Genomic DNA, 24,795 nt, shown 5'->3' on the forward strand with positions numbered 1-24,795 from the left:
TCATACCAGCGGTCTCAATTGGCTAAAATGTTACGCTTCTCTAACGCATCAATGCACAACTCTACCAATTCATCGATCGTCTTCTCTCCTGCAGGTAGATCAATCTCAGGGTTCTGTGGCGCTTCGTAAGTCGAACTAATCCCCGTGAAATTAGGAATTTCTCCCGCACGTGCTTTCTTATATAAGCCTTTAGGGTCACGCTGTTCGCACACCTCTAATGGTGTATTCACAAACACTTCAAGAAACTCCCCTTCAGGCAATAAGTCGCGTACCAGCTGCCTTTCAGCTTGGTGAGGAGAAATAAACGCAGACAGTACAATCAAACCAGCATCAGCCATCAATTTAGCTAACTCACCGATACGACGAATATTCTCTCGACGGTCTTGCTCAGAAAAGCCAAGATCACTACACAAACCATGACGAACATTATCACCGTCCAGTAAATAGGTATGGTAACCAAGTTGCGCTAAGCGATTCTCAAGTGCTCCAGCTACTGTCGATTTACCAGAACCAGATAATCCAGTAAACCAAAGCACAGCAGGCTTTTGTGATTTCAGATCCGCGCGGAATCCTTTATCAATCGAGTGTTGATGCCACACAACATTCTCATCTTTGTGTTTGAGTACTGCGGTCATAAATAGTCCTTTAAATAAACAGCATTAAAATGGAAAAAAGTAAGGAATTAGGGTCAGTACCAAGCCCGAGTAAACAATCGAGATTGGGATACCGATGCGCAGATAATCTGTGAGGTGATAATTACCTACGCTATAAACAAGTAAGTTAGTTTGGTAGCCGTATGGCGAAATGAAACTGGCACTCGCACCAAACAATACCGCCATGATGAATGGCATTGGGTCAACGCCATAGCCTACCGCCATGCTGTAGCCGATTGGGAAAGAGAGTGCCGCTGCGGCGTTATTGGTGACTAACTCAGTCAGAATCAGAGTCATCAGATAAGTCGCGACCAAGGCACCAAATACGCCCCAGCCATTAAAGGCCTCCATAAACATCTGCCCCATACGTTCAGATAAGCCAGATGAAATCATCAGTTGAGCAATAGAGAGTGCAGACCCAACAATCACAACAATATCAACAGGAAAGCGGCGGCGAAGCTCACTCAGCTGCACGATACCAAATGCTACCAGCAACAATAAGAACCCAGCTAAGCCTTTAATTATCGGCACCATATCAAGCAGCGCTAAGCCAATCACACTGGTGAAACCGAGTAGCACGAGTGCCGATTTATCTGCATCAAGCTTGGCACTCGAATCCAAATCATTCATCAACACAAACTCTTTGTTGTGTTGCTGGCGCTGCTCTTCAAAACGTTTGCCAGGCACCAGAATTAAGGTATCACCTGCCGTCAGCGTGATGTTACCCAAACCACCTTCAAGACGTTCATGGCCACGACGAATCGCCACGACCACCGCATCAAACCGGTCTCTAAACTGGCTGGTTTTCAATGTTTTATTACAGAAGCTTGCCGACGAGCTCACCACTACTTCAACAAAGCTCTGTCCGTTGAGGTGGTGCTGACCAAATAGGGTTAAACCTTGGATTTCTTGTAGTGTTGCCACGCTCTCTACATCACCACAAAACAGCAATCGGTCACGAGCCTGCAATACAAAATCAGGGTCAATCGAGGCGGTGGTTTTACCGTCACGAATCACTTCCGCTAAGAAAAGTTTTCGCAATGCTCTTAAGTTGTTTTCACTAACACTACGACCAACCAACGGAGAGCCTGGCTCAACTCTGGCTTCTAAGAAATAAGGTAGATCATCTTGCGATCCATCATCGTAGCTAGGTAAGAAGTAACTCAGAGGAATAAGGATCAACACGCCACCAGCCAAGACCGCTAAACCGATCAAAGTTGGTGTAAAAAAGTTTAGGCTCGGCAATCCTGCATCTTCAACAAAGCTATTGATGATCAAGTTGGTTGAGGTGCCGATCAATGTCAGTGTTCCCCCCAAAATAGCGGCGTATGACAAAGGAATAAGTAACTTAGAAGGCGCGTGCTGCTGATTACGTTTGATCGCACCGATCAAAGAGACCACTACAGCCGTGTTATTGGTAAAGGAAGAAAGCAGCGCTGTAGAGATACCCAACTTTGCCACCACTGTGCCTAGCCTACCTTCAGAGATATTACGGCTAACCCAGCTGATCAAGCGAGTTTTCTCCAACGCACTCGATGCGAGGATCAAAAGAATTAACGTCAGTAACGAAGAGTTAGTGAAGTTATTGGCTAAGCTCGAAAGGTCGATCATCCCGCCCATAAAAGCTATAAACGCCGCGCCAGCAAAGATAAAGCTTGGCTTAATACGGGTAACGAGCAGGCAAGTAATGATGCCGAGCAAAATCGCTAATACAAATCCTTGTTGCCACATATACCCGTCCTTTATGGCGGAAACAATCAGTTTCCGCCTGATTCAATAAGCTGTTACTCAGTCGTTTATGACTTCAGTAGTTGGCTTAAATCTTTGGCATCCCAATGCGGGAAGTGCTTGCGAACCAATGCATTAAACTCAAGTTCAAATGCAGAGAAGTTACCGACTTGCTGTTCAACAGAGTCCAAACGGTCTCGAATCAAACCCGCACCAACCGTCACGTTAGTTAGACGGTCGATCACGATGAAGCCACCGGTATCGGCACTTTCACGGTATTTATCCAGTGCGACAGTCTCGTTCAATGACCACTCACACAAGCCAATACCATTCAGTGGCAACTCATCGACTTCGTGAGTCGAGAGGTTGTTGATGTCGTATTGGTGACGAACCGTTTCAACCTGACCAACAGTCTTCTTACCAGCGATCTTGATATCGTAAGCTTTGCCCGGTTGCAGTGGTTGCTCTGTCATCCACACGATGTCTGCCAATACGTGGTTAGTTGATTCAATCTGAGCGTTTTCCAACACAATCAAATCACCACGACTGATATCAATTTCATCTTCAAGGGTCAGCGTTACCGCCAAGCCCGCCTGGGCAGATTCCAAATCACCATCAAAGGTTACGATACGTGCAACCTTAGAAGTTTTGCCTGATGGCAGCGCCTTGATTTCATCACCAACGCTGACACGGCCAGAGGCTACTGTGCCTGCAAAACCTCGGAAATCTAAGTTCGGGCGATTCACATACTGCACAGGGAAACGGAACTCACCCGCAGAACGTTTTTGGTCAATATCAACGTTCTCTAACACTTCCAATAGAGATGGGCCTTCAAACCATGCTAACTCTTTACTTGGTGCAGCAACGTTGATGCCTTCAAGCGCCGAAACCGGCAAGATCTGAATGTTAGTTTCGCCTTCTAGGTTTTCAGCAAACTCTAGGTATTCATCGCGAATCTCTTCAAAACGATCTTGTGAATAATCCACGAGATCCATCTTGTTGACTGCAACGATGAAATGCTTCAAACCAAGCAAGTTAGAAATAAACGAGTGACGACGCGTTTGATCCAGAACGCCCTTACGAGCATCAATCAAGATCACCGCCAGATCACACGTTGAAGCGCCTGTAGCCATGTTACGCGTGTACTGCTCATGCCCTGGGGTATCAGCAATAATGAATTTACGTTTTTGCGTCGAGAAGTAGCGGTAAGCAACATCGATTGTGATGCCTTGCTCACGCTCAGCCTGCAAGCCATCAACAAGCAGTGCTAAATCAGGCTTCTCACCTGTGGTACCTACTCGTTGGCTATCCGAGTGAACCGCGGCTAGCTGATCTTCATAAATCTGCTTTGTATCATGGAGTAAGCGACCGATTAACGTACTTTTACCGTCGTCTACCGAGCCACAAGTTAAGAATCTAAGCATAGATTTATGCTGATGCTGACTCAGATAACCTTCAATCCCTAGTTCAGCCAATTCGGCTTCTACTGCACTATTCATTTTTCTTTCCTTAGATTCTTAGAAATAACCTTGGCGCTTTTTCAGCTCCATTGAGCCCGACTGATCATGGTCAATCGCTCGACCTTGACGCTCACTGGACGTCGCCACCAGCATCTCTTCAATAATGCCTGTTAGCGTATTCGCCTCAGATTCAACTGCTCCGGTTAGTGGATAACAGCCTAAAGTACGAAAACGAACGCTTTTCTCTTCAATCACTTCACCTTCTTGCAGCTCCATACGGTCATCATCAACCATGATCAGCATGCCATCACGCTCAACCACCGGGCGTTTATCTGAAAGGTAAAGTGGAACAATATCGATGCTCTCTAGATAGATGTATTGCCAAATATCCAGCTCAGTCCAGTTTGATAGAGGGAATACACGGATGCTTTCGCCCTTGTTAACCTGACCGTTATAAGTGTGCCAAAGCTCTGGACGCTGGTTCTTTGGATCCCACGTGTGGTTCTTATCGCGGAAAGAGTAAACACGCTCTTTCGCTCGAGATTTCTCTTCATCACGACGAGCACCACCAAAAGCAGCATCGAACCCATACTTGTTTAACGCCTGCTTAAGGCCCTGAGTTTTCATGATGTCGGTATGCTTAGAAGAGCCGTGCACAAATGGGCTACACCCCATTGCTAGGCCTTCAGGGTTCTTATGTACCAAAAGGTCAAAACCGTACTTTTTGGCTGTGCGGTCACGGAACTCAATCATCTCGCGGAATTTCCAATCCGTATCAACGTGTAACAGCGGGAATGGAATCTTACCTGGGTAAAACGCTTTGCGAGCTAAATGAAGCATCACAGAAGAATCTTTACCGATGGAGTACATCATTACTGGGTTATCAAACTCAGCCGCCACTTCACGGATAATATGAATACTTTCCGCTTCTAGCTGTTTTAGGTGGGTTAAACGTTCTTGGTCCATTTCAGTGCTTCCTTTAAGGCTCGCGTTACGAGCAATTCATTACTTGGTCTCACCAAGCAAGGGATTTAGCTCATCCACTTAGTGAATGGGAGTATTGGCACTAGAAGAAAACAGAAGCTTCGATTGAGCTGTCCTTGCTATTCATCTGCCTGATACGTCCTTGATATAGGCATTATGACGAGCCGCTCATATTACTGGAAATTCTAAAATTTCATTTTTTATTCGAAAAGCTGATAAGGCGTGTAATAAATAGATAACCAGGTGAAATGAATGGACTAATCTTATCGATATCATTTGTGCATGGATTGAGCAGCTTTGGGAGGCATCTTGCAGAACACCATAAAGTAATCGATCTAAGTCACGAATTAACATTCGTTGTAATCATTGTTTCATTCCATTTTGTTACATTACGCAACGAATTTTCTTCTATCCACTTTGGAGCTACAAAATGAAAGTTGCAATGAAACCTTTATCATTGGCTGTACTTGCAGGTCTTGGTCTGACACTCGCAGGCTGCACAACAACACCAGATACCGATGAAGTGATTAAACTACGTGTCGTAGAGACAACTGACATCCATACTAACCTAATGGATTACGACTACTACAAAGACAAGCCATCACAAAAAATTGGCTTAGCACGTACTGCAACTCTAGTAAAAGAAGCTCAAAACGAAGTAACAAACAGCGTATTAGTTGATAACGGTGACCTACTGCAAGGTAGCCCAATGGGTGACTACATGGCAGACAAAGGCATCGTTGCCGGTGAAGTCCACCCTGCTTACAAAGCAATGAACCAGTTAAGCTATGATGCAGCGAACATCGGTAACCACGAGTTCAACTACGGCCTAGAGTTCCTAGAAGAATCTATCAACGACGCTGATTTCCCATACATCAGTGCTAACGTTTACGATGCTGAAACAAAAGAGCACTACTTCACGCCTTACATCATCAAGACACACTCGTTCGCAGATACAGCTGGCGTAGAGCACGAGATCAAAGTGGGTTACATCGGCTTTGTTCCACCACAAATCATGACGTGGGATAAAAAGAACCTTGAAGGTAAAGTGATCGCTCGCGACATCGTTGAGACAGCGAACGAGCTAGTACCTCAAATGAAGGCTGAAGGTGCAGACGTTATCGTTGCGATCCCTCACTCTGGCGTATCTCAAGACCCATACAAAGCAGGCGAAGAGAACTCGACGCTTTACCTATCTGAAGTAGAAGGTATTGATGCGATTGCATTCGGTCACTCTCACGCCGTATTCCCAGGTAAAGGCTTCGACAACATCCAAGGCGTTGACAACGAAAACGGCACCATGAACGGTGTTGCGGCAGTAATGCCAGGTCGTTGGGGTAGCCACGTAGGTGTTATGGACCTAACACTGGCGCAAAAAGACGGTAAGTGGGAAGTAGTAAAAGGCCAATCTGAAGCTCGCCCTATCTACGACAAGATCGAGAAGAAATCACTGGCTGCAGCGGATGAAGGCATCGTAACTGCACTAGAAAAAGACCACCAAGGTACTCGTGATTTTGTAAACCAACCAATTGGTAAAGCAGATGACGTGATGTACAGCTTCCTGTCTCTAGTACAAGACGATCCAACCGTACAGATCGTTAACCTTGCACAAAAAGATTACGTTGAGCAATTCATCCAAGGCGACCCTGATCTAGACGGTACACCAGTACTTTCTGCAGCGGCACCATTCAAAGCAGGCGGTCGTAAGAATGACCCAGCAAACTTCACTGAAGTGGAATCTGGTCAACTGACTTTCCGTAACGCTGCTGACTTGTACCTTTACCCGAACACGCTAGTTGCGATGAAAGTAACGGGTCACGAAGTAAAAGAGTGGCTTGAGTGTTCTGCTGGCCAATTCAACCAAATCGATGTGAACTCAACAGCACCACAACAGCTGATTGAGTGGGATAACTTCCGTACTTACAACTTCGATGTTATCGACGGTGTGAATTACCAAATCGACGTAACTCAGCCTGCGAAATACGATGCAAACTGTAAAGTGGTTAACCCTGATTCTCAGCGTATTGTTGGCCTAACTTACCAAGGTAAGCCAATCGACATGAAGCAAGACTTCCTGATCGCAACCAACAACTACCGAGCTTACAGCGCTAAATTCCCAGGCACGGGTGAAGACTTCATCGCATTTGATGCACCAGATGAGAACCGTACTGTACTGGCGAACTACATCTCTCGCGTAAGCAAAGAGCACGGCCAAGTGAGCCCAACAGCTGATAACAACTGGTCATTCGCACCAATCAAAACGGATAAAAAGCTAGATATCCGCTTTGAAACGTCGCCAAGTGAGAAAGCGGCACAGTTCATCAAAGAGAAGGGTCAATACCCAATGAAACGTGTTGCCACTGACGATGTTGGTTTCGGCGTTTACCAAATTGATCTAACTAAATAGATTACTCTAGTAATCAATAGTTAACCTTCTAAAAGGCTGAGTTTAACGACTCAGCCTTTTTCTTTTCTTATCTAAATTCTCAGTGTAAAGCCTTAACTTGCGAAGCTTAAACTCCTGCTCATTCTTCGCCTAATATCGCACACCTCAAATCACCTATTAAATCCAATCAACGTAAAAAAGCAGCAATTCGCTGTAAGTTTTTCTCAGCTCCTCCTGTCTATTTAATTTACTACACTCAATGAATGGTCGATAAGCCATTCATCTATAGGATAGATAAGGACATTTGATGGGCACCGTCGAGAGCATTCAAGCATGGTTAAATTCAGGGGAGGAGTCGTTGCTATGGCTTATGCTTGGCATTATCGCGCTTTCTTACCTGCTTGAAGATCTGGCGATTGTTACGGCGGCTGGTTTAGCGACTCAAGCACTCATCCCACCGCAATATGCGTTACTTGCAATTTTCATTGGCATTGCCACCGGGGATCTTGGTCTTTATTACCTTGGTAAATCAGGGCGTTATTTTAGAAGCGTTCGTTATAAGGCACTCACCAATCGATACTTTCGTGCACTTCGCACCAAATTACGTCAAAACGCATTCAGCAGTCTTTTTGTTATCCGCTTTATTCCTGGGCTACGCACGGTTGGTTTTACCTTAAGTGGTTTTTTCGCCATCCCTCTCCCTACTTTCTTGTTTGCCGTGATCGGCGCCACCGCGTTATGGACTGGCATTGTCTTCTCTGCCATCTACTATTTAGGGACATCAGCGTGGCTGCAAGCCTCTGAATATCAATGGATCGTCATCCCGTGTGCCATCTCTTTGTTGTTTGTCGGTAATCGATTAATGAATAAAACCTACTCTAGAGGACTATCATGAGTTCACCGCAAGATATTCACATCATTCCAGCACATCAAATTAATGCAGGTATGCCTCTGCTTGAAGAAGATACTGTGCGTAGTGTCTCTCCTTATGAGTTTCTTCCAACTTGGTTTTTCTACACGCCAGTGGTCATTCAAAGCCTGATGCAAGGGTTACGGCATTTTGATTGGGCGCTGCCGCTGATCGCTAATCCGAGCATCAAACTCAGTGGCATGGTCGGTGAGTCAAAACACGAGATACTGAGCCTTGCCGGATCGTCAAGCCAGCACTGGATCTCGCCGTTTATCACCCTCACCAAAACCGATCTCAGCAGTAAGAAACAAGCAGAAGATGCGCGCAGTGCACTCATCCAATCGGATCTTGATTTCCCTATTGTGGCGAAACCGGATCTTGGTTGCCGAGGTGTGGGCGTCAAGCTGATCAATAACCAAGATCAACTTGAGCAATATATTGAATCCTTCCCAAATCATGCTCGCTTTTTGCTGCAAGAAAAGGCGCCTTATCAAGCTGAGGCTGGTGTTTTTTATGTTCGTTACCCGAATAGCAAACAAGGCGAGATCATTTCGATCACTCTCAAATATTCGCCAATGGTGACTGGCGATGGCACTTCGACACTCAAGCAATTAATAGCAGATAACCCGCGAGCTGGGCAGCTCAGTCACCTGTATCTACCAAGGCATGAAGATAAGTTGGATCAAGTACTCGCAGAGGGCGAAGAGTTCCAACTTGCGTTTGCAGGTAGCCATAGCCGTGGCTGTATCTTCCGAGATGGTAATCAATACATCACTCAGGCTCTAACCGAACGTTTAGATGAAATATTTGACGACTTCGATGGCTTCCACTTTGGTCGACTCGACGTCAAGTTTAAGGACATGCACAGCCTAATGAGAGGTGAGGATTTCACTATCCTTGAAGTCAATGGTGCAAGCAGCGAGGCTGGACACATATGGGATCGCAACACCCCACTGCGAGAGATATTTTCTACTCTACTTCGACAATACCGCATTCTTTTTGACATCGGCGCTCAACAGAAACAGCGAGGCCACCAGCCTCCATCTTTTAAGAGCCTATTTAACGCGTGGCAAGAAGAGCGACGCCTTGTTCAACAATATCCGACCACCGACTAACTTTATACGAGGAACATGCATGAACCCGATAGCCCAGCCGAGCGCCTTTGCCGCTGTATCTCCGAGTATCAAGGGAGCGGTAGAGATACTGAATCAAGGCCTAGAGTTTCTGACAGCGATTTCTGATAGCGATTATCTAACGAGTGCTAAGCCACATGTCACTAGCTCTATTGGTGAGCATACTCGCCATACGCTGGATCTTTTTCACGCTTTGATTTTGAAAGAGGATGCGACCATTGATTACAACACTCGTCGTCGTGGTCACCCAGTCGAATACGATAGGTCGATGGCAATCAAAGAGATCCACTACGTGATCAATTGGCTAGAGCGATTAGACCATCATGATCTAGAAGCACCTATCACGATCCAAACTGAGGTTTCGATGGATACTCAAATGTTCGCTAGCCTACCTTCAACACTAGAAAGAGAAGTGACTTTTGCAGCGCTGCACGCCAATCATCACTACGCGATGATCAAAGTGATCACCACCTTCCTTGATGTTGAAAGCTGTAACACCTTTGGTTATGCCCCAACCACCAGTAGCTATCTGAGGGAGCAATAATCATGTGTTCAGTATCTTGGCTACTTGAAGAAAATGGCTATCAGGTCTTTTTTAATCGTGATGAACAAAAGACCCGAGCATTAGCCATGCCACCTAAGCAATATCGAGTCAACGGTGTCGATATCATCATGCCACTTGACCCAACGGGCGGTGGTAGCTGGATAAGCATCAACGAGTTCGGGCTTTCGCTATGCTTACTCAATAACTATCAAGGCATTGTTCCAGTCGGTCCTTTGGTCAGCCGTGGTTTATTACTGAAAAACCTATCCTCGAGTCGTAATCTCAGTCAGCTTTCCGAGGCTTTTCATAGGCTCAACCTAAACTCGTTTGCCCCATTTACCTTACTGGCTTTTGCTCCGAATTTAACGCAGCGCAACGGTGTGGTAATTGCCTACATGTGGGATGGTATTCAACAGAAAATAGTGGAAACCGACTCACCACTGTTCTCATCCGGTGTTGATTTAGAACGAGCACAAGCCTATCGACAAGCCCAATACGATCAACTCATCGCAACAGGTAAGAACCAACAGAATTTACTCAAGTTTCACTCTCACCATTACAGTGAACAGCCTCATTTAGCAACCTGTATGCATCGTGAAGACGCACACACAGTCAGCTTTACCCATTTACGTAATTTGCGCGGTCAAGCCTCGATGTTTTATGCATCCGGCTCACCTTGCGAACCAATCAAGCCGTGCCAGATAAATCAGCAGCGCTTTACCTTCGATTTATCACCCGCAATCAATCTATAGATGGAGTCCATCATGAGAAAACTAATCACCATGGTCATGCTACTTGTTAGCCCTTACGTATTTGCCGCCGATGAAATCTATACCGGCTTCTTTAGCAGCAAAGCACTCGATGGCTACGATACCGTAGCTTACTTCACCTCAGGCAAGCCTGTTGAAGGCAGTAAACAATTCAGCACTGAATACAAAGGCGCGGATTGGTATTTCTCTTCTGAAAAGAATCTGACTTTATTTGTTAATAATCCTGAAAAATATGCCCCTCAATATGGTGGTTATTGCGCATGGGCTGTATCTGCCAAAAACGATTTTGCTCCAGGCGATCCACAGTATTGGACCATAGTGGATGACAAACTTTACCTGAACTACGACCAAGAGATTCAGGAGACCTGGGAGAAAGACCGTGCACAGCATATTCAACAAGCCGATAAAGCTTGGCCGCAGCTGATTAAGTAAGGGAATAACCATGACATTCACTCCAGCTAAACATCTCCCGGCAGCATTTATCGCTTTTGTGTTTATTCAGTCACTGTTCTTTAAGTTCACCGGCTCATACGAGACAGAGCATATCTTTGGCACGCTAGCGACATGGTCAGGCTTAAGCTGGTTTGGCTCGTTTGGCGGCTACTTGATTGGATTCGCTGAATTGATTGCGGCCATTTTGTTGTTCACTCGTTGGCATGGCCTCGGCGCCATTATGAGTATGGGGATCATGACTGGCGCAATTTTCTTCCACCTGTTTACGCCACTCGGTATTCAAATGCCAGAGTTCAATGCCGCGGGTGACATTGTCGGTTACGACGGCGGATTATTGTTTGGTATGGCATGCCTAGTCTGGTTATGCGGTGCATTTTTAAGTGTGAAAGATTTCAAGAATCAAGACGGTTTCCTAAACAACTTTAGTCAATAAGGTAGCTTCATTATGATTGATAGTCCTTTTCGTTTACCACGTTACACGCCTTTTGGTTTAGGTGAGTCTGTTGTCGAGTGGGCAACTGGGCTATCTAAGCTAGACCGACTCTACCAAGATCGTAAAAACGAGTTATCTAGCTTCGAATTCATGAATTACACCCTATCGGCGCTCAATATCGACTACTCGGTTGCATCGGGAAGCACGGAAAACATCCCTGAAGAAGGCCCTGTCGTGATTGTGGCGAACCACCCACTTGGCGCCATTGAAGGTGTGATCCTTGCTGATCTTGTAGGATCGGTAAGAAAGGATGTGAAGGTATTAGCGAATGAGTTACTCAAGCGACTGCCTGAACTGGATGATCTTTTTATCGGAGTCGATGTCTTTAATAGTAAAGAGTCGAAACGCACCAATGCCAAAGCCATTCGTGATGCCAATCGCCACCTAGCCGATGGCGGGCTGTTGATCGTGTTCCCTGCGGGCGAAGTATCGAGTTATCGTAAAGGGGCAAAAACACTGACGGATATCGAATGGAGCAAATCGGTCGCGAAATTCGTTAAACGCCATCAAGCCACTACCGTTCCTATCTTTATCAATGGTAAAAACAGTGAGCTTTTCTATCAAGCGGGTCGTGTGCATCCACTATTGAGAACCGCTCTACTTGGGCGTGAACTCCTCAATAAACAGGCAACAACTATCTCTATCTCGATTGGCTCATCGATTCCGTATTCAGAGATAAAATCGTTTGAAAAAGAAATGGATATCGTCAACTACCTACGACTTAATACCTACCTAATGAGTCAACAAGATAGTCCAAATACGCCAATCCACGCGCCCTCTTTCGATACTCAAGTGATAGCGCCAATATCACCAGAAGTATTGGCAATAGAGATAAGCTCACTCCCTGAAGAGATGAAACTGCTCGAGCAAGGTGACTTCGAGGTCTACTGTACTCCAAGCCAATCTATTCCCAACTTAATGCGTGAGATTGGTCGAGTCAGAGAAGAGAGTTTCCGTGAAGTTGGAGAAGGCAGTGGGCTTGCCTGTGACTTGGATGAGTATGACCTTTACTACCATCAATTGTTTGTGTGGAACAAAGCTAAGGCAGAATTGGTCGGTGCTTATCGACTCGGTATGGTCGACAAGTTAATCGCAGAGCACGGGTTGGACCAACTCTATTCTCGAAGTCTGTTTAACTATAACCAGGAGTTCATCGATACGTTAGACAACAGCATTGAGCTTGGTCGCTCTGTAGTGAGTAAACCTTACCAAAAGAGCCTTAATTCACTGTTACTGCTATGGAAGGGCATTGCGACCTTTGTGTCTCGACATCCTCAATACACTCATCTATTTGGCCCGGTCAGTATCAGCAATGATTACAGCCACAATGCGCGCTTGTTGATCGCGACTACCTTATCGATTCACCACTATGATGAGGAAAAGGCAAGTCTGGTTTCCCCTTCTTCACCGCTCAATACCAGTAGTCATGTGTTCTGGCAGAATCATCTATTATCGTCACTGGCGAGTGTGCCTCTGCTCTCTAAAGTGTTAGCACGCATGGAGCAAGGAAAAGGCCTACCAGTATTATTGCGCCAATACCTTGGAATGAATGGCAAGCTGGTGTGTTTTAACGTCGACCCATCGTTTAATGATGCGCTAGATGGTTTGATTGTGGTGAACCTTAAGAAGGTACCATTGAAAACCTTAGGTAAGTACATGGGTCGAGAGCTTGCTCAAGACTACCTAGAGCAACACGCTCGACGCTGATTTCGCCCCCTCTGTACCTACACTCAAATAAGTGCGATGATTTCAGCACTTATTTGGGTTAGGTTATTTTCATGCACACCTCTTTTATCGAACAACTGCAAAGCTTCGACTTCTCAGAAAGTCAGATTGAATCGCTCGTCGCTGTCGCCAAGCCTCTTGAGCTACCAACCAGACACATCCTTATTAACCAAGGAGAGATGGCGGGCTCAATTTACTTCGTGCTTGAAGGCTTATGCCACGCTTGTTACCTCACTGATGAGGGCAAGCAATACAGCAAAGAGTTCTACTGGGAGCAAGACTGGATCATCGGCTTTGAAAGCCTAATAAAAAACCAAGCGTCCCCTTACCTGCTTGAAACCCTCACACCTATCACGCTATTAGAACTGCCAATGAAGGCCGTGATCGAGTGGCGTGCCTCTAATAATCCTTTGTATTTAAAGTTGTTAGAAACCCAGCTGATGCACAAGGAAAATAAAGAGCGTTTCATGTTGCTCTATACCCCAGAGCAACGTTATCAGCTTTTCTGCGAGCACTACCCAGACCTAGAACAACGCCTCAACGACAATCAAATCGCCGCCTACTTAGGAATAACCGCGATAAGCTTGAGTAGAATTAAAGGTCGAATTAACAATAGTTAATGCCAACGGTCAGTGTGCATAGTACATTCAAAGCATCGATAATCTCTGGATGTAAACATGATCACTTGGCACTCTATTCCCTTTTCTAAACTTTCAACACAACAGCTCTATCAACTGCTGCAACTACGAGTCGATGTATTTGTGGTTGAGCAAACTTGCCCTTATCCAGAGCTCGATGGCAAAGATAACCTTGAAGGTGTTCAGCACCTAATGGGCTATGCGGACGGAGAACTCATCGCTTGTGCTCGTTTATTACCACCTGGCACGACTTATGACAATGCCAGTATTGGCCGAGTTGCCACCAAACTATCAGCAAGAGGCAACGGTTTAGGGCATAAATTACTGGTAGAAGCATTAACTCGCTGTGAGGCATTATGGCCGAACACGACCATCGATATTGGTGCACAAGAACACCTAGAAAGCTTCTACGCAAGCCATGGATTCAAGACGATCTCTGAAATGTATTTGGAAGATGATATTCCGCACGTAGACATGAGATTAGAGAAGTAATGTCGAATATCACTGTCGGTATCCTATTGTTGATTGCGGGCAACCTGTTTGCCTCGCTCTCTGACGTAGCTGTGAAGTTATTGAACGGCGAAGTCCCACCTCTTCAGTATATTTTTTTCCGTCAGTTGATATCTCTGTTACTCATTACTCCTTTGTGGCTACGACAAAGCAAGGAGCAACGCTGCTTACAACAAGCCAAGGTCACCTTAATTCGTGGACAACTGATCTTAATCGGCAGTGGATGTATGGTGGTCGCGATCACCCATATGTCCTTAGCGACAGCTAACGCGGTATTTTACGTAGCCCCATTGTTGATGCTGCCTCTGTCAGTACTTCTACTCAAAGAGCAGCCTGCGCTTGGCAAAGTCATCGCCACCACTGTCGGCTTTGTTGGCGCACTAATCGTTTTACGGCCATCGCAATTTCACTGGGCAGCACTGTTTGCATTGGGGACTGCACTAACGCTTGCCCTGTTCAATGTATTGGTACGAAAGCTCCCTAGCGAACAATCTGTGGTGACCACGTTGTGGTGGACAACCCTCTTCTCTATCCCAGCCTCGTTAATACTATGCTTATTGTATTGGCAACCGGTGTCTTTAGAACATCTTGGATACATAGCATTGAGTGCGACACTCATACTGAGTTATAACGGGCTTGCGGTTGCCGCCTACCAAAAAGCACACTCTAGCCAAATTGCCTTGGCTGAATATTCAGGCTTGGTGTTTGTCGCGTTAATTGGCGCCATATGGTTCGATGAGATCCCTGATACGCTAACCTTCATTGGTATTATGTTGATCATCTTACCGCTCGCGCCTTTCAAGCGACCAAAAAAAAGAGCTAATGCTTAGCTCTTTTTTGTCTCGTTCGTACTGTTGAGTTCGTAACTCACGCAAGATATCTATTTGCTGCGGCCAAAACCACCATCAGATAAACGGAAGAACATAACTGATGTGTCGCCCTTCTCTAATTGCAGGATATCAAGTTGTCCGGTTTCAGCTAATTTGAATCGAACTAACTGACCTTTGCGGATCTGGCTGAGTGGCTTGTCTGCGCCTTCAATACGCACTAGCGCATTTAAATCAGACAGTGGTAGATCGTTGTTTCGAAAAACCTGAGCCAAGGTATCACCTTGCTTAACTAGGTATTCCTGCCAATTATTGTTGCTCGGCTCTGATGAGCTACTCTTGGTGTTTTGCTGTTCGCTCAGCCCAACGGTATTTATCTCTAGCGCAACGCGAGATGTAACCGGAGTTGCCTCTACTTTAGGTTCAGGCAACGGCACAACAAGTAGGATAAGAACGATCGGCGAAATCACCATTAATAATCTTTGGTGTAATTTTGGTAATGAGCCCCAAGTTTGCACTGCTGAGGTTTTCATTCCTTTAATATCGATCGAGCTCAATTTCTCTTTGACCTGATTCAGTCGATCCTTGAGTTCTGCTAAGTGGTCAACTTTCTGCTTTTTCTTTTGACGACGATTCATACCACTGCGTCCTATACATTGAATAACTACAGTATAAAAACCAAAGTACCAACAGTATAGATCTTTCCGTCACAACAGGGCTCAATGCAAGAAAATTGACATGGCTGTGATTTGGACGCGGTAAAGCGCAAGTGATCAGGGACTAGCCGTTTCTTCACGCTGCTAATACTGGTATTCTTACCTTTTTCGTACTGACAAAAAGAGTGACTTTTCATGTCTGAAGTAAAATTTGAAACTGTAGAGCAAAAAGCTAGCTACGGTATCGGTCTACAAATGGGCCAACAACTTGCTGGTTCTGGTCTTGAAGGCCTAAACGTTGACGCAATCGCTGCTGGTATCGCTACAGCTCTAGTTGGTGATATGCCAGCTATCGAAGTTGACGAAATCAACAACGCACTACAAGAGCTACACACTCGCGGTGAAGCTGCACGTCAAGAACTAGCTAAAGCTGCAGCTGCTGACGGCGAAGCTTTCCTAGCTGACAACGCTCTTCGTTCAGAAGTAACCGTTCTTGAGTCTGGTCTTCAATACGAAGTACTAACGGAAGGCACTGGCGAAATCCCAACTGCAGACAAGCAAGTACGTGTTCACTACCACGGCGAACTAACTGACGGTACTGTTTTCGACAGCTCTGTATCTCGCGGTCAACCAGCTGAATTCCCAGTAACTGGCGTAATTCAAGGTTGGGTACAAGCTCTACAAATGATGCCTGTTGGCTCTAAGTGGAAGCTATACATCCCTCAAGATCTAGCATACGGTGAGCGTGGCGCAGGTGCTGCAATCCCACCATTTGCTGCTCTAGTATTTGAAGTTGAACTTCTAGCTATTCTTTAATTTTTATAAAAACCTTTAGTAAAACAAAATACTATAGGCAAATAAAATTGAAATAATCCAACGGCGATGTCACTACATCGCCGTTTTTCGTTTATAGTGAAAGAGTAAATTACTTTATTACTTAAGGACGAATAATGAAGAAAGTACTCATCACAGTTTTAAGCAGCCTTGCTGTTGTCTCTTGCGCTAGCACTAGCGACTCTGAACAAACCAGTTCTGATACCAACTACTCTCAACTATCACAAACTGCATTAATGGCAGCTGTAAACATGTGGTCTCAACAAAATGAAACAACACCGCTTGCTGACACTGTTGCTGACCAAGCGTCTGTCACTAGCGATCAAGCGATTGGTGGTATCGGTTCTATGTTAGCACTGGCACAGAACTCACTAGATACTACAGATAACAAAGAGCTTGCGTCACTTATCCCAGGTATGTCTAGTCTGGAATCAACGGGTCTGTCATCACTACTAAACTCACAAGGTGCAGTTGAAAGTGCCTTTTCTAGTTTAGGTATGGATCCATCGATGGTATCAACGTTTGCACCAATCATTCTGCAAACACTGCAATCTCAAGGCGCAACGAGTGGCTTGATGGATTCTTTGGCTGCTATTTGGCAATAATAGTGAGTGGTTAGTTTTAGAAAATGATAAGGGCACTTCGGTGCTCTTTTTTGTGGGTGGAAGATGCGAGATATTTTGAATAGTGAAGCCGAGAAGGCAAGAATAAATGCCAAACATCGTGGTGCAAGATTCAACCTTTAAAAACACAAAGTCCAGATACAAAAAAGCCGAGCTAATGCTCGGCTTTTTGTATTAATAATCTAGATAGATTACTCAGCAGCTTCTTCAGCAGCTGGGCGGTCTACAAGCTCAATGTAAGCCATTGGAGCTTTATCACCAGTACGGAAACCACATTTAAGAATGCGAGTGTAACCACCTTGGCGAGCCGCGAAACGCGGGCCTAGTTCATTAAATAGTTTTGCTACCACTTCGTTATCACGAGTGCGAGCGAATGCAAGACGACGGTTAGCAACACTGTCTGTCTTAGCTAGGGTAATCAACGGCTCAATTACGCGACGTAGTTCTTTTGCTTTAGGCACGGTAGTTTTGATAACTTCGTGACGAACAAGAGAGCTAGCCATGTTGCTGAACATCGCTTTACGATGACTGCTGTTGCGGTTGAGTTGACGACCACTTTTACGATGGCGCATGACCTAATCCTTCTAACTTTTCGATTAATCTTCAGCGATTGACGCTGGTGGCCAGTTTTCTAGACGCATGCCTAGAGAAAGACCACGTGAAGCAAGCACATCTTTAATCTCTGTAAGAGATTTCTTACCAAGGTTTGGCGTTTTAAGTAGCTCAACCTCAGTGCGCTGTACAAGATCACCGATGTAGTGAATCGCTTCTGCTTTCAAACAGTTAGCAGAGCGAACTGTTAGTTCAAGATCGTCTACAGGACGTAGTAGGATAGGATCGAATTCTGGCTTCTCTTCCTTCTCCTCAGGTACACGTACATCACGAAGATCTACGAACGCATCCAGTTGTTCAGCTAGAATAGTAGCTGCACGACGGATTGCTTCCTCAGGTTCTAGAGTACCGTTCGTTTCCATATCGATAACAAGCTTGTCTAAGTCAGTACGTTGTTCTACACGTGCCGCTTCTACAGCGTAAGCGATTTTATCAACCGGGCTGTAAGTAGCGTCAACAAGTAGACGACCGATTGGACGCTCATCTTCTTCAGTATGGATACGAGCTGAAGCTGGAACGTAACCACGACCACGTTCAACTTTGATGCGCATAGCGATCTCAGCGTTGTCATCCGTTAGGTGACAAATTACGTGCTCAGGGTTAGCGATCTCTACATCACCATCGTGGGTGATGTCACCTGCAACAACAGGGCCTGAGCCTGATTTGTTCAGTGTAATAAACACTTCATCTTTGCCTTCAGCAACGCGCACAGCCAAACCTTTAAGGTTTAGAAGGATTTCCAGGATATCTTCCTGAACGCCTTCTTTAGTGCTGTATTCGTGTAGCACACCTTCGATTTCAACTTCTGTTACGGCACAACCCGGCATAGAAGATAGAAGAATGCGGCGAAGAGCATTACCTAGAGTGTGGCCGAAACCGCGCTCTAATGGCTCAAGAGTTACTTTCGCGTGTGTCGTATTGATCTGTTCAATGTCAACAAGACGCGGCTTAAGAAATTCTGTTACAGAACCCTGCATTGTGTCCTCTCTTTTTTTAACCTTACTTAGAGTAAAGTTCGACGATCAAGTGTTCATTGATGTCAGCTGATAGGTCAGAACGCTCAGGCATACGCTTGAATGTACCTTCCATTTTGCCAGCATCTACTTCAATCCAAGTTGGCTTTTCACGTTGTTCAGCAACTTCTAGAGCCGCTTTAATACGAGATTGCTGTTTAGCTTTCTCGCGGATAGAAACAACGTCGTTTGCCGCTACTTTGAAAGAAGGAACGTTTACAACTTTACCGTTAACTAGGATAGACTTGTGGCTAACTAGTTGACGAGATTCAGCGCGAGTCGCACCAAAGCCCATACGGTAAACTACGTTATCAAGACGACCTTCAAGAAGCTGAAGCAGGTTTGCACCCGTGTTGCCTTTTAGACGTGCAGCTTCTTTGTAGTAGTTGCGGAATTGTTTTTCTAGAACGCCGTAGATACGACGAACTTTTTGCTTCTCACGAAGCTGAACGCCATACTCAGATAGACGACCGCGACGAGCGCCGTGTACACCTGGTGCGTTATCAATTTTACACTTGGTATCGATCGCACGGACACCAGACTTAAGGAATAAGTCAGTACCTTCGCGACGGCTAAGCTTTAGCTTAGGACCCAAATATCTTGCCATGATCTTTCTCCAATATTCCTAGAAACGAAACTTAAACGCGACGTTTCTTAGGTGGACGACAACCGTTATGAGGGATTGGTGTCGCATCAACAATGTTAGTGATACGGAAACCAGCAGCGTTCAGTGCGCGAACAGTAGATTCACGACCTGGACCTGGACCCTTAACCATAACTTCCAAGTTCTTTAGGCCATATTCTTTAGCCATTTCACCACAACGCTCAGCTGCAACTTGTGCTGCGAACGGAGTAGATTTACGAGAACCACGGAAACCTGAACCACCTGCTGTAGCCCATGCAAGAGCGTTGCCTTGACGGTCAGTGATAGTTACGATTGTGTTGTTGAAAGAAGCATGAATGTGCGCTACGCCATCAGCTACTTGCTTGCGTACGCGCTTACGCGCGCGAGTTGGTTGTTTTGCCATTGTACTCTACCTTATCCGACTATTTCTTGATCGGCTTGCGCGGACCCTTACGGGTGCGAGCGTTGGTTTTAGTACGCTGTCCACGTAGTGGTAGACTGCGACGATGACGAAGACCGCGGTAACAGCCAAGGTCCATAAGACGCTTGATGTTCATCGATACTTCACGACGTAGATCACCTTCTACAGTGTACTTAGCTACACCATCACGCAGTTGATCGATCTGCTCTTCAGTTAGTTCACTGATCTTAGCATCTTCAGCAATACCCACTTCAGCTAGAATAGCTTGAGAGCGAGTTTTACCGATACCGTAGATTGCAGTAAGTGCAATTACAGAATGCTTGTGATCAGGAATGTTAATGCCGGCTATACGGGCCATTATTCACTCCTAAGGGGTTCATAAAAGAATTATCCGCAGCAAAGCCCGTTATGGATACGCTGCGGCATACTACTTCTTTTGCACGCAAAAGGTAGGCCGAGGAATATACTCGACTCTACCTTGTATTTCAAGTAAAAATTTCTGCTGATTAGCCTTGGCGTTGCTTATGCTTTGGCTCACTGCAAATCACGCGAACGACACCGTTACGCTTGATAACTTTACAGTTACGGCAGATTTTTTTAACGGAAGCACGAACTTTCATTGCTAAACTCCGTAAATGGAACTGAAATTATTACCACCGAATTAACGGCCGTAACCTTTCAGATTCGCTTTCTTTAACACAGAATCATACTGTTGTGACATCAGATGAGTCTGTACCTGTGCCATGAAATCCATGATAACTACCACTACGATTAGTAGTGAAGTGCCGCCGAAGTAGAAACGAACGTTCCACGCGACCATCATGAATTCAGGAATCAGACATATAAAAGTAATGTATAGAGCGCCCGCAAGGGTTAGTCTAGTCATCACTTTATCGATATATTTCGCTGTCTGCTCACCTGGGCGGATACCGGGTACGAATGCACCAGACTTCTTCAAGTTATCAGCTGTTTCACGTGGGTTAAACACCAACGCTGTATAGAAGAAACAGAAGAAGATTATAGCTGCTGCATAAAGCATTACATACAGAGGCTGACCTGGGCTAAGAGCTAATGACACGTCAGTTAACCAACCGAACGCGCTGCTTTCACCATTTTGACCAAACCACTGTGCTAATGTTCCTGGGAACAAAATAATGCTCGATGCGAAAATCGCTGGAATAACACCTGCCATATTAATTTTAAGAGGCAAGTGAGAGCTTTGTGCTGCAAAAACCTTACGACCTTGTTGACGTTTCGCATAGTTAACGACGATACGACGTTGACCACGTTCCATGAAAACTACGAAGTAGATAACAGCAAAAGACAATACAGCAATCAACAGCAGAAGAAGCACATGCAATTCACCTTGACGCGCTTGCTCGATTGTTTGACCGATTGCAGAAGGCAATCCAGCAACAATACCTGCAAAAATCAGAATGGAAATACCATTACCGATTCCTCGCTCAGTGATTTGTTCACCTAACCACATTAAGAACATGGTACCAGTTACTAAACTCACGGTAGCAATAAGCGTAAACATGGTTTGGTTGATAACAACCAGATTGTCGACCATGTTTGGTAAGCCCGTTGCAATACCAATAGCTTGGAATGTTGCAAGTACAAGCGTGCCGTAGCGTGTATATTGGCTTATCTTACGACGGCCTGCTTCACCCTCTTTCTTGAGTTCCGCTAACGCTGGATGAACTACAGTTAACAATTGGACTACGATCGATGCCGAAATGTACGGCATTATACCCAATGCTAATATAGATGCACGCTCAAGAGCACCACCGGAGAACATGTTAAACATTTCAACGATGGTACCTTTTTGCTGATCGAACAAATCGGCAAGTACAGCTGCGTCAATACCAGGGATCGGCACAAAAGAGCCGGCTCGGAATACTAAAAGTGCACCAATTACGAATAATAAGCGCGACTTTAGTTCACTTAAGCCGCTCTGAGCACTACGAAAATCTTGTCCTGGTTTCTTAGCCATCTGTACCTCGTTCCTCGAGATTATTCCTCGATTTTACCGCCTGCAGCTTCGATTGCAGCTTTAGCGCCTTTAGTCACGCGTAGACCTTTAACAGTCACAGCTTTGCTTAGGTCACCAGAAAGAACAATCTTAACGAATTCGATGTTCTTAGTGATAACGTTAGCAGCTTTAAGGCTGTTAAGATCAACTACGTCACCTGTTACTTTCGCTAGCTCAGCTAGACGAACTTCAGCAGACACTAGGCTCTTACGAGAAGTGAAACCGAATTTAGGTAGACGTTGTTTTAGAGGCATTTGACCGCCTTCAAAACCTGGACGAACAGAGCCGCCAGAACGTGACTTTTGACCTTTGTGACCGCGGCCACCTGTTTTACCAAGGCCAGAACCGATACCACGACCTACACGCTTCTTAGAAGGTTTAGAGCCAGCAGCCGGTGATAGAGTATTCAAACGCATTCTGATTACTCCTCAATCTTAACCATGTAGTAAACCTTGTTGATCATACCGCGTACGCACGGAGTATCTTCAAGTTCTACTGTATGGTTGATGCGACGAAGACCTAGACCTTTAAGACACGCTTTGTGCTTAGGTAGGCGACCAATTGAGCTTTTAGTTTGAGTTACTTTAATAGTTGCCATCGTGTGCTTACTCCGAAATAGATTCAACAGTTAGACCACGTTTAGCAGCAACCATTTCTGGTGACTTAACGTCTACTAGAGCACCAATCGTTGCACGAACGATGTTGATAGGGTTCGTAGAACCGTATGCTTTAGAAAGTACGTTATGTACGCCCGCAACTTCAAGTACAGCACGCATTGCACCACCGGCAATAACACCTGTACCTTCTGCAGCTGGCTGCATGTAAACTTTAGAGCCCGAATGACGACCTTTCACCGGGTGGTGAAGAGTGCCTTCGTTCAGCGCAACAGTAACCATGTTACGACGCGCTTTTTCCATTGCTTTTTGAATCGCAGCAGGTACTTCACGAGCTTTGCCGTAACCGAAACCTACACGACCATTACCGTCACCAACTACTGTTAGTGCAGTGAAGCTCATGATTCGACCACCTTTAACCGTCTTAGATACACGGTTAACAGCGATTAGCTTTTCTTGCAGATCATTAGCTTGTTGTTGTTCTTTAGCCATCTTCCAACCCTACCTTAGAATTTCAGACCAGCTTCGCGAGCAGATTCTGCTAGCGCCGCTACTCGACCGTGGTATTGGAAACCAGAACGATCGAATGCAACTGAAGCTACGCCTTTTTCAAGAGCGCGCTCAGCAACAGCTTTACCAACTGCTTTAGCTGCATCAACGTTACCAGTGTTCTTAACTTGCTCACGGATCGCTTTTTCTACAGTAGAAGCAGCTGCGATAACCTCAGAGCCGTTTGCCGCGATAACTTGTGCGTAAACATGGCGAGGAGTACGGTGTACTACCAGGCGAGTTGCACCAAGTTCTGCAATCTTACGACGTGCACGTGTAGCACGACGGATGCGAGATGCTTTCTTATCCATAGTGATACCTTACTTCTTCTTAGCTTCTTTAGTACGCACATTTTCATCTGCGTAACGAACACCTTTACCTTTGTAAGGCTCAGGAGCACGGTAAGAACGAATGTCAGCCGCAACTTGACCAACTAGCTGCTTGTCACAACCAGTTACAACGATCTCAGTTTGGCTAGGGCACTCAGCTTTAATACCTTCAGGTAGAGCGTGCTCTACTGGGTGAGAAAAACCAAGAGTTAGAGCTACAGAGTTGCCTTTCATAGCAGCACGGTAACCAACACCCTTTAGAGTTAGCTTCTTAGTGAAGCCCTCTGTAACACCCACAACCATGTTGTTAACTAGAGCGCGAGCTGTACCAGCTTGTGCCCATGCGTTAGCAACACCTTCTTTCGGACCGAAAGTTAGGTTGTTTTCTTCCTGTGCAATAACTACGGCGTTGTTAAGAACGCGAGTAAGCTCACCTTTGCTACCTTTTACAGTAACTTCTTGGCCGTTTAGTTTCACCTCTACGCCAGCTGGAATAGCGACAGGTGCTTTAGCAACACGAGACATAATCTACTCCTTATTAAGCTACGTAACAGATGATTTCACCGCCAAGACCTGCTTTACGAGCAGCACGGTCAGACATTAGACCCTTGGAAGTAGAAACAACTGCAATACCAAGACCGCCCATCACTGTTGGTAGAGAGTCTTTATTTTTATAAACTCTTAGACCAGGACGTGATACACGCTTGATTTGCTCGATTACAGGTTTAGCTTGGAAGTACTTAAGAGTAACTTCTAGCTCAGGTTTTGCTTCGCCTTCAACAGCGAAGTCTACGATGTAACCTTCAGCTTTTAGTAGTGCAGCAATTGCAACTTTAAGCTTTGAAGAAGGCATTTTTACAGCAACTTTGTTTGCTGCCTGACCGTTACGAACGCGGGTCAGCATATCCGAAATCGGATCTTGCATGCTCATAAGATTTACTCCAAATGATTAAGTGGCAATTACCAGCTAGCCTTACGAAGACCCGGAATCTCGCCTTTCATGCAAGCTTCACGAACCTTAATGCGGCTTAGACCGAATTTACGTAGGTAACCGTGTGGACGACCAGTTTGGTTGCAACGGTTACGCTGACGTGATGCACTTGAATCACGTGGAAGAGATTGCAGTTTAAGAACCGCATTCCAACGATCTTCTTCAGATGCGTTTACATCGCTAATGATAACTTTTAGCGCAGAACGCTTTTCAGCGAACTTAGCTACTAGTTTTGCACGTTTAGCTTCACGTGCTTTCATTGATTGTTTAGCCATAACA

32 protein-coding genes are annotated in these 24,795 nt (G+C 45.4%); 13 read left to right on the plus strand and 19 right to left on the minus strand.

From position 1 onward, the window contains the following. Positions 1-14 precede the first annotated feature (14 nt). The 4 genes from cysC to cysD form a co-directional block, all read right to left on the minus strand. The gene (gene cysC, locus F0232_RS20305; RefSeq protein ID WP_008220490.1) at positions 15-635 is read right to left on the minus strand and encodes an adenylyl-sulfate kinase; all 621 of its coding nucleotides are present in this window, start codon (positions 633-635) and stop codon (positions 15-17) included. A 24-nt stretch (positions 636-659) separates the two neighbouring features. Then, the gene (locus tag F0232_RS20310) at positions 660-2,384 is read right to left on the minus strand and encodes an SLC13 family permease (RefSeq protein ID WP_008220492.1); all 1,725 of its coding nucleotides are present in this window, start codon (positions 2,382-2,384) and stop codon (positions 660-662) included. A gap of 65 nt (positions 2,385-2,449) precedes the next feature. Beyond that, positions 2,450-3,880: a sulfate adenylyltransferase subunit CysN gene (cysN, locus tag F0232_RS20315; RefSeq protein ID WP_061033918.1), complete on the minus strand. Its 1,431-nt coding sequence runs from the start codon at positions 3,878-3,880 to the stop codon at positions 2,450-2,452. 18 nt (positions 3,881-3,898) lie between these two features. Next, entirely contained in the window at positions 3,899-4,843 is a 945-nt protein-coding gene (cysD, locus tag F0232_RS20320; RefSeq protein WP_258166798.1) for a sulfate adenylyltransferase subunit CysD, read from the minus strand. Positions 4,844-5,255: 412 nt separating this feature from the next. On the opposite strand from cysD, the gene F0232_RS20325 reads away from it, so the two are divergent. The 11 genes from F0232_RS20325 to F0232_RS20375 all read left to right on the plus strand — a co-directional run bounded on the left by F0232_RS20325 (position 5,256) and on the right by F0232_RS20375 (position 15,217). After that, entirely contained in the window at positions 5,256-7,232 is a 1,977-nt protein-coding gene (locus F0232_RS20325) for a bifunctional 2',3'-cyclic-nucleotide 2'-phosphodiesterase/3'-nucleotidase (RefSeq protein ID WP_105057627.1), read from the plus strand. 286 nt (positions 7,233-7,518) lie between these two features. Then, a complete protein-coding gene (locus F0232_RS20330; RefSeq protein ID WP_105057628.1) occupies positions 7,519-8,106 on the plus strand; it encodes a DedA family protein in 588 nt (195 codons plus the stop codon). Then, on the plus strand, positions 8,103-9,236 hold the full coding sequence (locus F0232_RS20335; RefSeq protein ID WP_061033921.1) for an ATP-grasp domain-containing protein: 1,134 nt from the start codon (positions 8,103-8,105) through the stop codon (positions 9,234-9,236). Before F0232_RS20330 ends, F0232_RS20335 begins: the two co-directional genes overlap by 4 nt. A 19-nt stretch (positions 9,237-9,255) precedes the next feature. Next, positions 9,256-9,798 (plus strand): hypothetical protein, encoded by a 543-nt coding sequence (locus F0232_RS20340; RefSeq protein ID WP_105057629.1) that lies wholly within the window; start codon positions 9,256-9,258, stop codon positions 9,796-9,798. A gap of 2 nt (positions 9,799-9,800) precedes the next feature. After that, a complete protein-coding gene (locus F0232_RS20345; RefSeq protein ID WP_105057630.1) occupies positions 9,801-10,550 on the plus strand; it encodes an NRDE family protein in 750 nt (249 codons plus the stop codon). Positions 10,551-10,562: 12 nt separating this feature from the next. Then, positions 10,563-11,000: a YHS domain-containing (seleno)protein gene (locus F0232_RS20350; protein WP_019825480.1), complete on the plus strand. Its 438-nt coding sequence runs from the start codon at positions 10,563-10,565 to the stop codon at positions 10,998-11,000. Positions 11,001-11,010: 10 nt separating this feature from the next. Further along, on the plus strand, positions 11,011-11,454 hold the full coding sequence (locus F0232_RS20355; RefSeq protein WP_105057631.1) for a hypothetical protein: 444 nt from the start codon (positions 11,011-11,013) through the stop codon (positions 11,452-11,454). Between the two features lie 12 nt (positions 11,455-11,466). Continuing rightward, positions 11,467-13,221 (plus strand): lysophospholipid acyltransferase family protein, encoded by a 1,755-nt coding sequence (locus F0232_RS20360; protein WP_105057632.1) that lies wholly within the window; start codon positions 11,467-11,469, stop codon positions 13,219-13,221. A 71-nt stretch (positions 13,222-13,292) separates the two neighbouring features. Continuing rightward, entirely contained in the window at positions 13,293-13,859 is a 567-nt protein-coding gene (locus F0232_RS20365; RefSeq protein WP_008220511.1) for a Crp/Fnr family transcriptional regulator, read from the plus strand. A gap of 57 nt (positions 13,860-13,916) precedes the next feature. Next, a complete protein-coding gene (locus F0232_RS20370; RefSeq protein ID WP_105057633.1) occupies positions 13,917-14,369 on the plus strand; it encodes a GNAT family N-acetyltransferase in 453 nt (150 codons plus the stop codon). Then, positions 14,369-15,217 carry a DMT family transporter gene (locus F0232_RS20375; RefSeq protein WP_105057634.1) on the plus strand — a complete coding sequence of 283 codons (849 nt, stop codon included), beginning with the start codon at positions 14,369-14,371 and terminating at the stop codon, positions 15,215-15,217. The genes F0232_RS20370 and F0232_RS20375 overlap by 1 nt, the downstream gene beginning before the upstream one ends. 50 nt (positions 15,218-15,267) lie before the next feature. Here the strand turns inward: F0232_RS20375 and F0232_RS20380 are convergent, their stop codons facing one another. Then, entirely contained in the window at positions 15,268-15,852 is a 585-nt protein-coding gene (locus F0232_RS20380) for a LysM-like peptidoglycan-binding domain-containing protein (protein WP_008220517.1), read from the minus strand. Between the two features lie 213 nt (positions 15,853-16,065). Between F0232_RS20380 and F0232_RS20385 the strand changes: the two genes are divergently transcribed. Continuing rightward, positions 16,066-16,686 (plus strand): FKBP-type peptidyl-prolyl cis-trans isomerase, encoded by a 621-nt coding sequence (locus F0232_RS20385; protein WP_008220519.1) that lies wholly within the window; start codon positions 16,066-16,068, stop codon positions 16,684-16,686. A gap of 134 nt (positions 16,687-16,820) precedes the next feature. Further along, positions 16,821-17,309, plus strand: a complete 489-nt coding sequence (locus F0232_RS20390) for a DUF2780 domain-containing protein (RefSeq protein ID WP_105057635.1) — start codon at positions 16,821-16,823, stop codon at positions 17,307-17,309. 209 nt (positions 17,310-17,518) lie between these two features. Here F0232_RS20390 and rplQ read toward each other — a convergent pair whose 3' ends face one another. The 14 genes from rplQ to rpsN all read right to left on the minus strand — a co-directional run bounded on the left by rplQ (position 17,519) and on the right by rpsN (position 24,791). After that, entirely contained in the window at positions 17,519-17,899 is a 381-nt protein-coding gene (gene rplQ, locus F0232_RS20395; RefSeq protein WP_004729812.1) for a 50S ribosomal protein L17, read from the minus strand. A 24-nt stretch (positions 17,900-17,923) separates the two neighbouring features. Continuing rightward, positions 17,924-18,916 carry a DNA-directed RNA polymerase subunit alpha gene (gene rpoA, locus F0232_RS20400; protein ID WP_004729813.1) on the minus strand — a complete coding sequence of 331 codons (993 nt, stop codon included), beginning with the start codon at positions 18,914-18,916 and terminating at the stop codon, positions 17,924-17,926. A gap of 22 nt (positions 18,917-18,938) precedes the next feature. After that, on the minus strand, positions 18,939-19,559 hold the full coding sequence (rpsD, locus tag F0232_RS20405; RefSeq protein ID WP_004738777.1) for a 30S ribosomal protein S4: 621 nt from the start codon (positions 19,557-19,559) through the stop codon (positions 18,939-18,941). A 31-nt stretch (positions 19,560-19,590) separates the two neighbouring features. Further along, complete coding sequence (gene rpsK / locus F0232_RS20410) at positions 19,591-19,980, minus strand: 30S ribosomal protein S11 (protein WP_004738778.1); 390 nt, start codon at positions 19,978-19,980, stop codon at positions 19,591-19,593. A 19-nt stretch (positions 19,981-19,999) separates the two neighbouring features. Continuing rightward, entirely contained in the window at positions 20,000-20,356 is a 357-nt protein-coding gene (gene rpsM / locus F0232_RS20415) for a 30S ribosomal protein S13 (protein WP_004738779.1), read from the minus strand. A 148-nt stretch (positions 20,357-20,504) separates the two neighbouring features. Further along, positions 20,505-20,618, minus strand: a complete 114-nt coding sequence (gene rpmJ, locus F0232_RS20420; RefSeq protein WP_000868186.1) for a 50S ribosomal protein L36 — start codon at positions 20,616-20,618, stop codon at positions 20,505-20,507. Between the two features lie 41 nt (positions 20,619-20,659). Then, complete coding sequence (secY, locus tag F0232_RS20425; RefSeq protein WP_004738781.1) at positions 20,660-21,994, minus strand: preprotein translocase subunit SecY; 1,335 nt, start codon at positions 21,992-21,994, stop codon at positions 20,660-20,662. Between the two features lie 20 nt (positions 21,995-22,014). Continuing rightward, the gene (gene rplO / locus F0232_RS20430) at positions 22,015-22,449 is read right to left on the minus strand and encodes a 50S ribosomal protein L15 (RefSeq protein ID WP_004736758.1); all 435 of its coding nucleotides are present in this window, start codon (positions 22,447-22,449) and stop codon (positions 22,015-22,017) included. 5 nt (positions 22,450-22,454) lie between these two features. After that, positions 22,455-22,631, minus strand: coding sequence for a 50S ribosomal protein L30 (gene rpmD, locus F0232_RS20435; protein WP_004736756.1), 177 nt, complete (start codon positions 22,629-22,631; stop codon positions 22,455-22,457). Positions 22,632-22,638: 7 nt separating this feature from the next. Next, the gene (rpsE, locus tag F0232_RS20440; protein ID WP_004738783.1) at positions 22,639-23,139 is read right to left on the minus strand and encodes a 30S ribosomal protein S5; all 501 of its coding nucleotides are present in this window, start codon (positions 23,137-23,139) and stop codon (positions 22,639-22,641) included. A gap of 14 nt (positions 23,140-23,153) precedes the next feature. Continuing rightward, the gene (rplR, locus tag F0232_RS20445; RefSeq protein WP_004738784.1) at positions 23,154-23,507 is read right to left on the minus strand and encodes a 50S ribosomal protein L18; all 354 of its coding nucleotides are present in this window, start codon (positions 23,505-23,507) and stop codon (positions 23,154-23,156) included. 9 nt (positions 23,508-23,516) lie between these two features. Continuing rightward, positions 23,517-24,050 carry a 50S ribosomal protein L6 gene (gene rplF, locus F0232_RS20450; RefSeq protein WP_004738786.1) on the minus strand — a complete coding sequence of 178 codons (534 nt, stop codon included), beginning with the start codon at positions 24,048-24,050 and terminating at the stop codon, positions 23,517-23,519. A 13-nt stretch (positions 24,051-24,063) separates the two neighbouring features. Continuing rightward, on the minus strand, positions 24,064-24,456 hold the full coding sequence (gene rpsH, locus F0232_RS20455; RefSeq protein WP_004738788.1) for a 30S ribosomal protein S8: 393 nt from the start codon (positions 24,454-24,456) through the stop codon (positions 24,064-24,066). Positions 24,457-24,485: 29 nt separating this feature from the next. Beyond that, positions 24,486-24,791: a 30S ribosomal protein S14 gene (gene rpsN / locus F0232_RS20460; protein ID WP_004738789.1), complete on the minus strand. Its 306-nt coding sequence runs from the start codon at positions 24,789-24,791 to the stop codon at positions 24,486-24,488. Positions 24,792-24,795 lie beyond the last annotated feature (4 nt).

Source organism: Vibrio sp. T3Y01, assembly GCF_013114525.1.
Taxonomy (GTDB): domain Bacteria; phylum Pseudomonadota; class Gammaproteobacteria; order Enterobacterales; family Vibrionaceae; genus Vibrio; species Vibrio chagasii_B.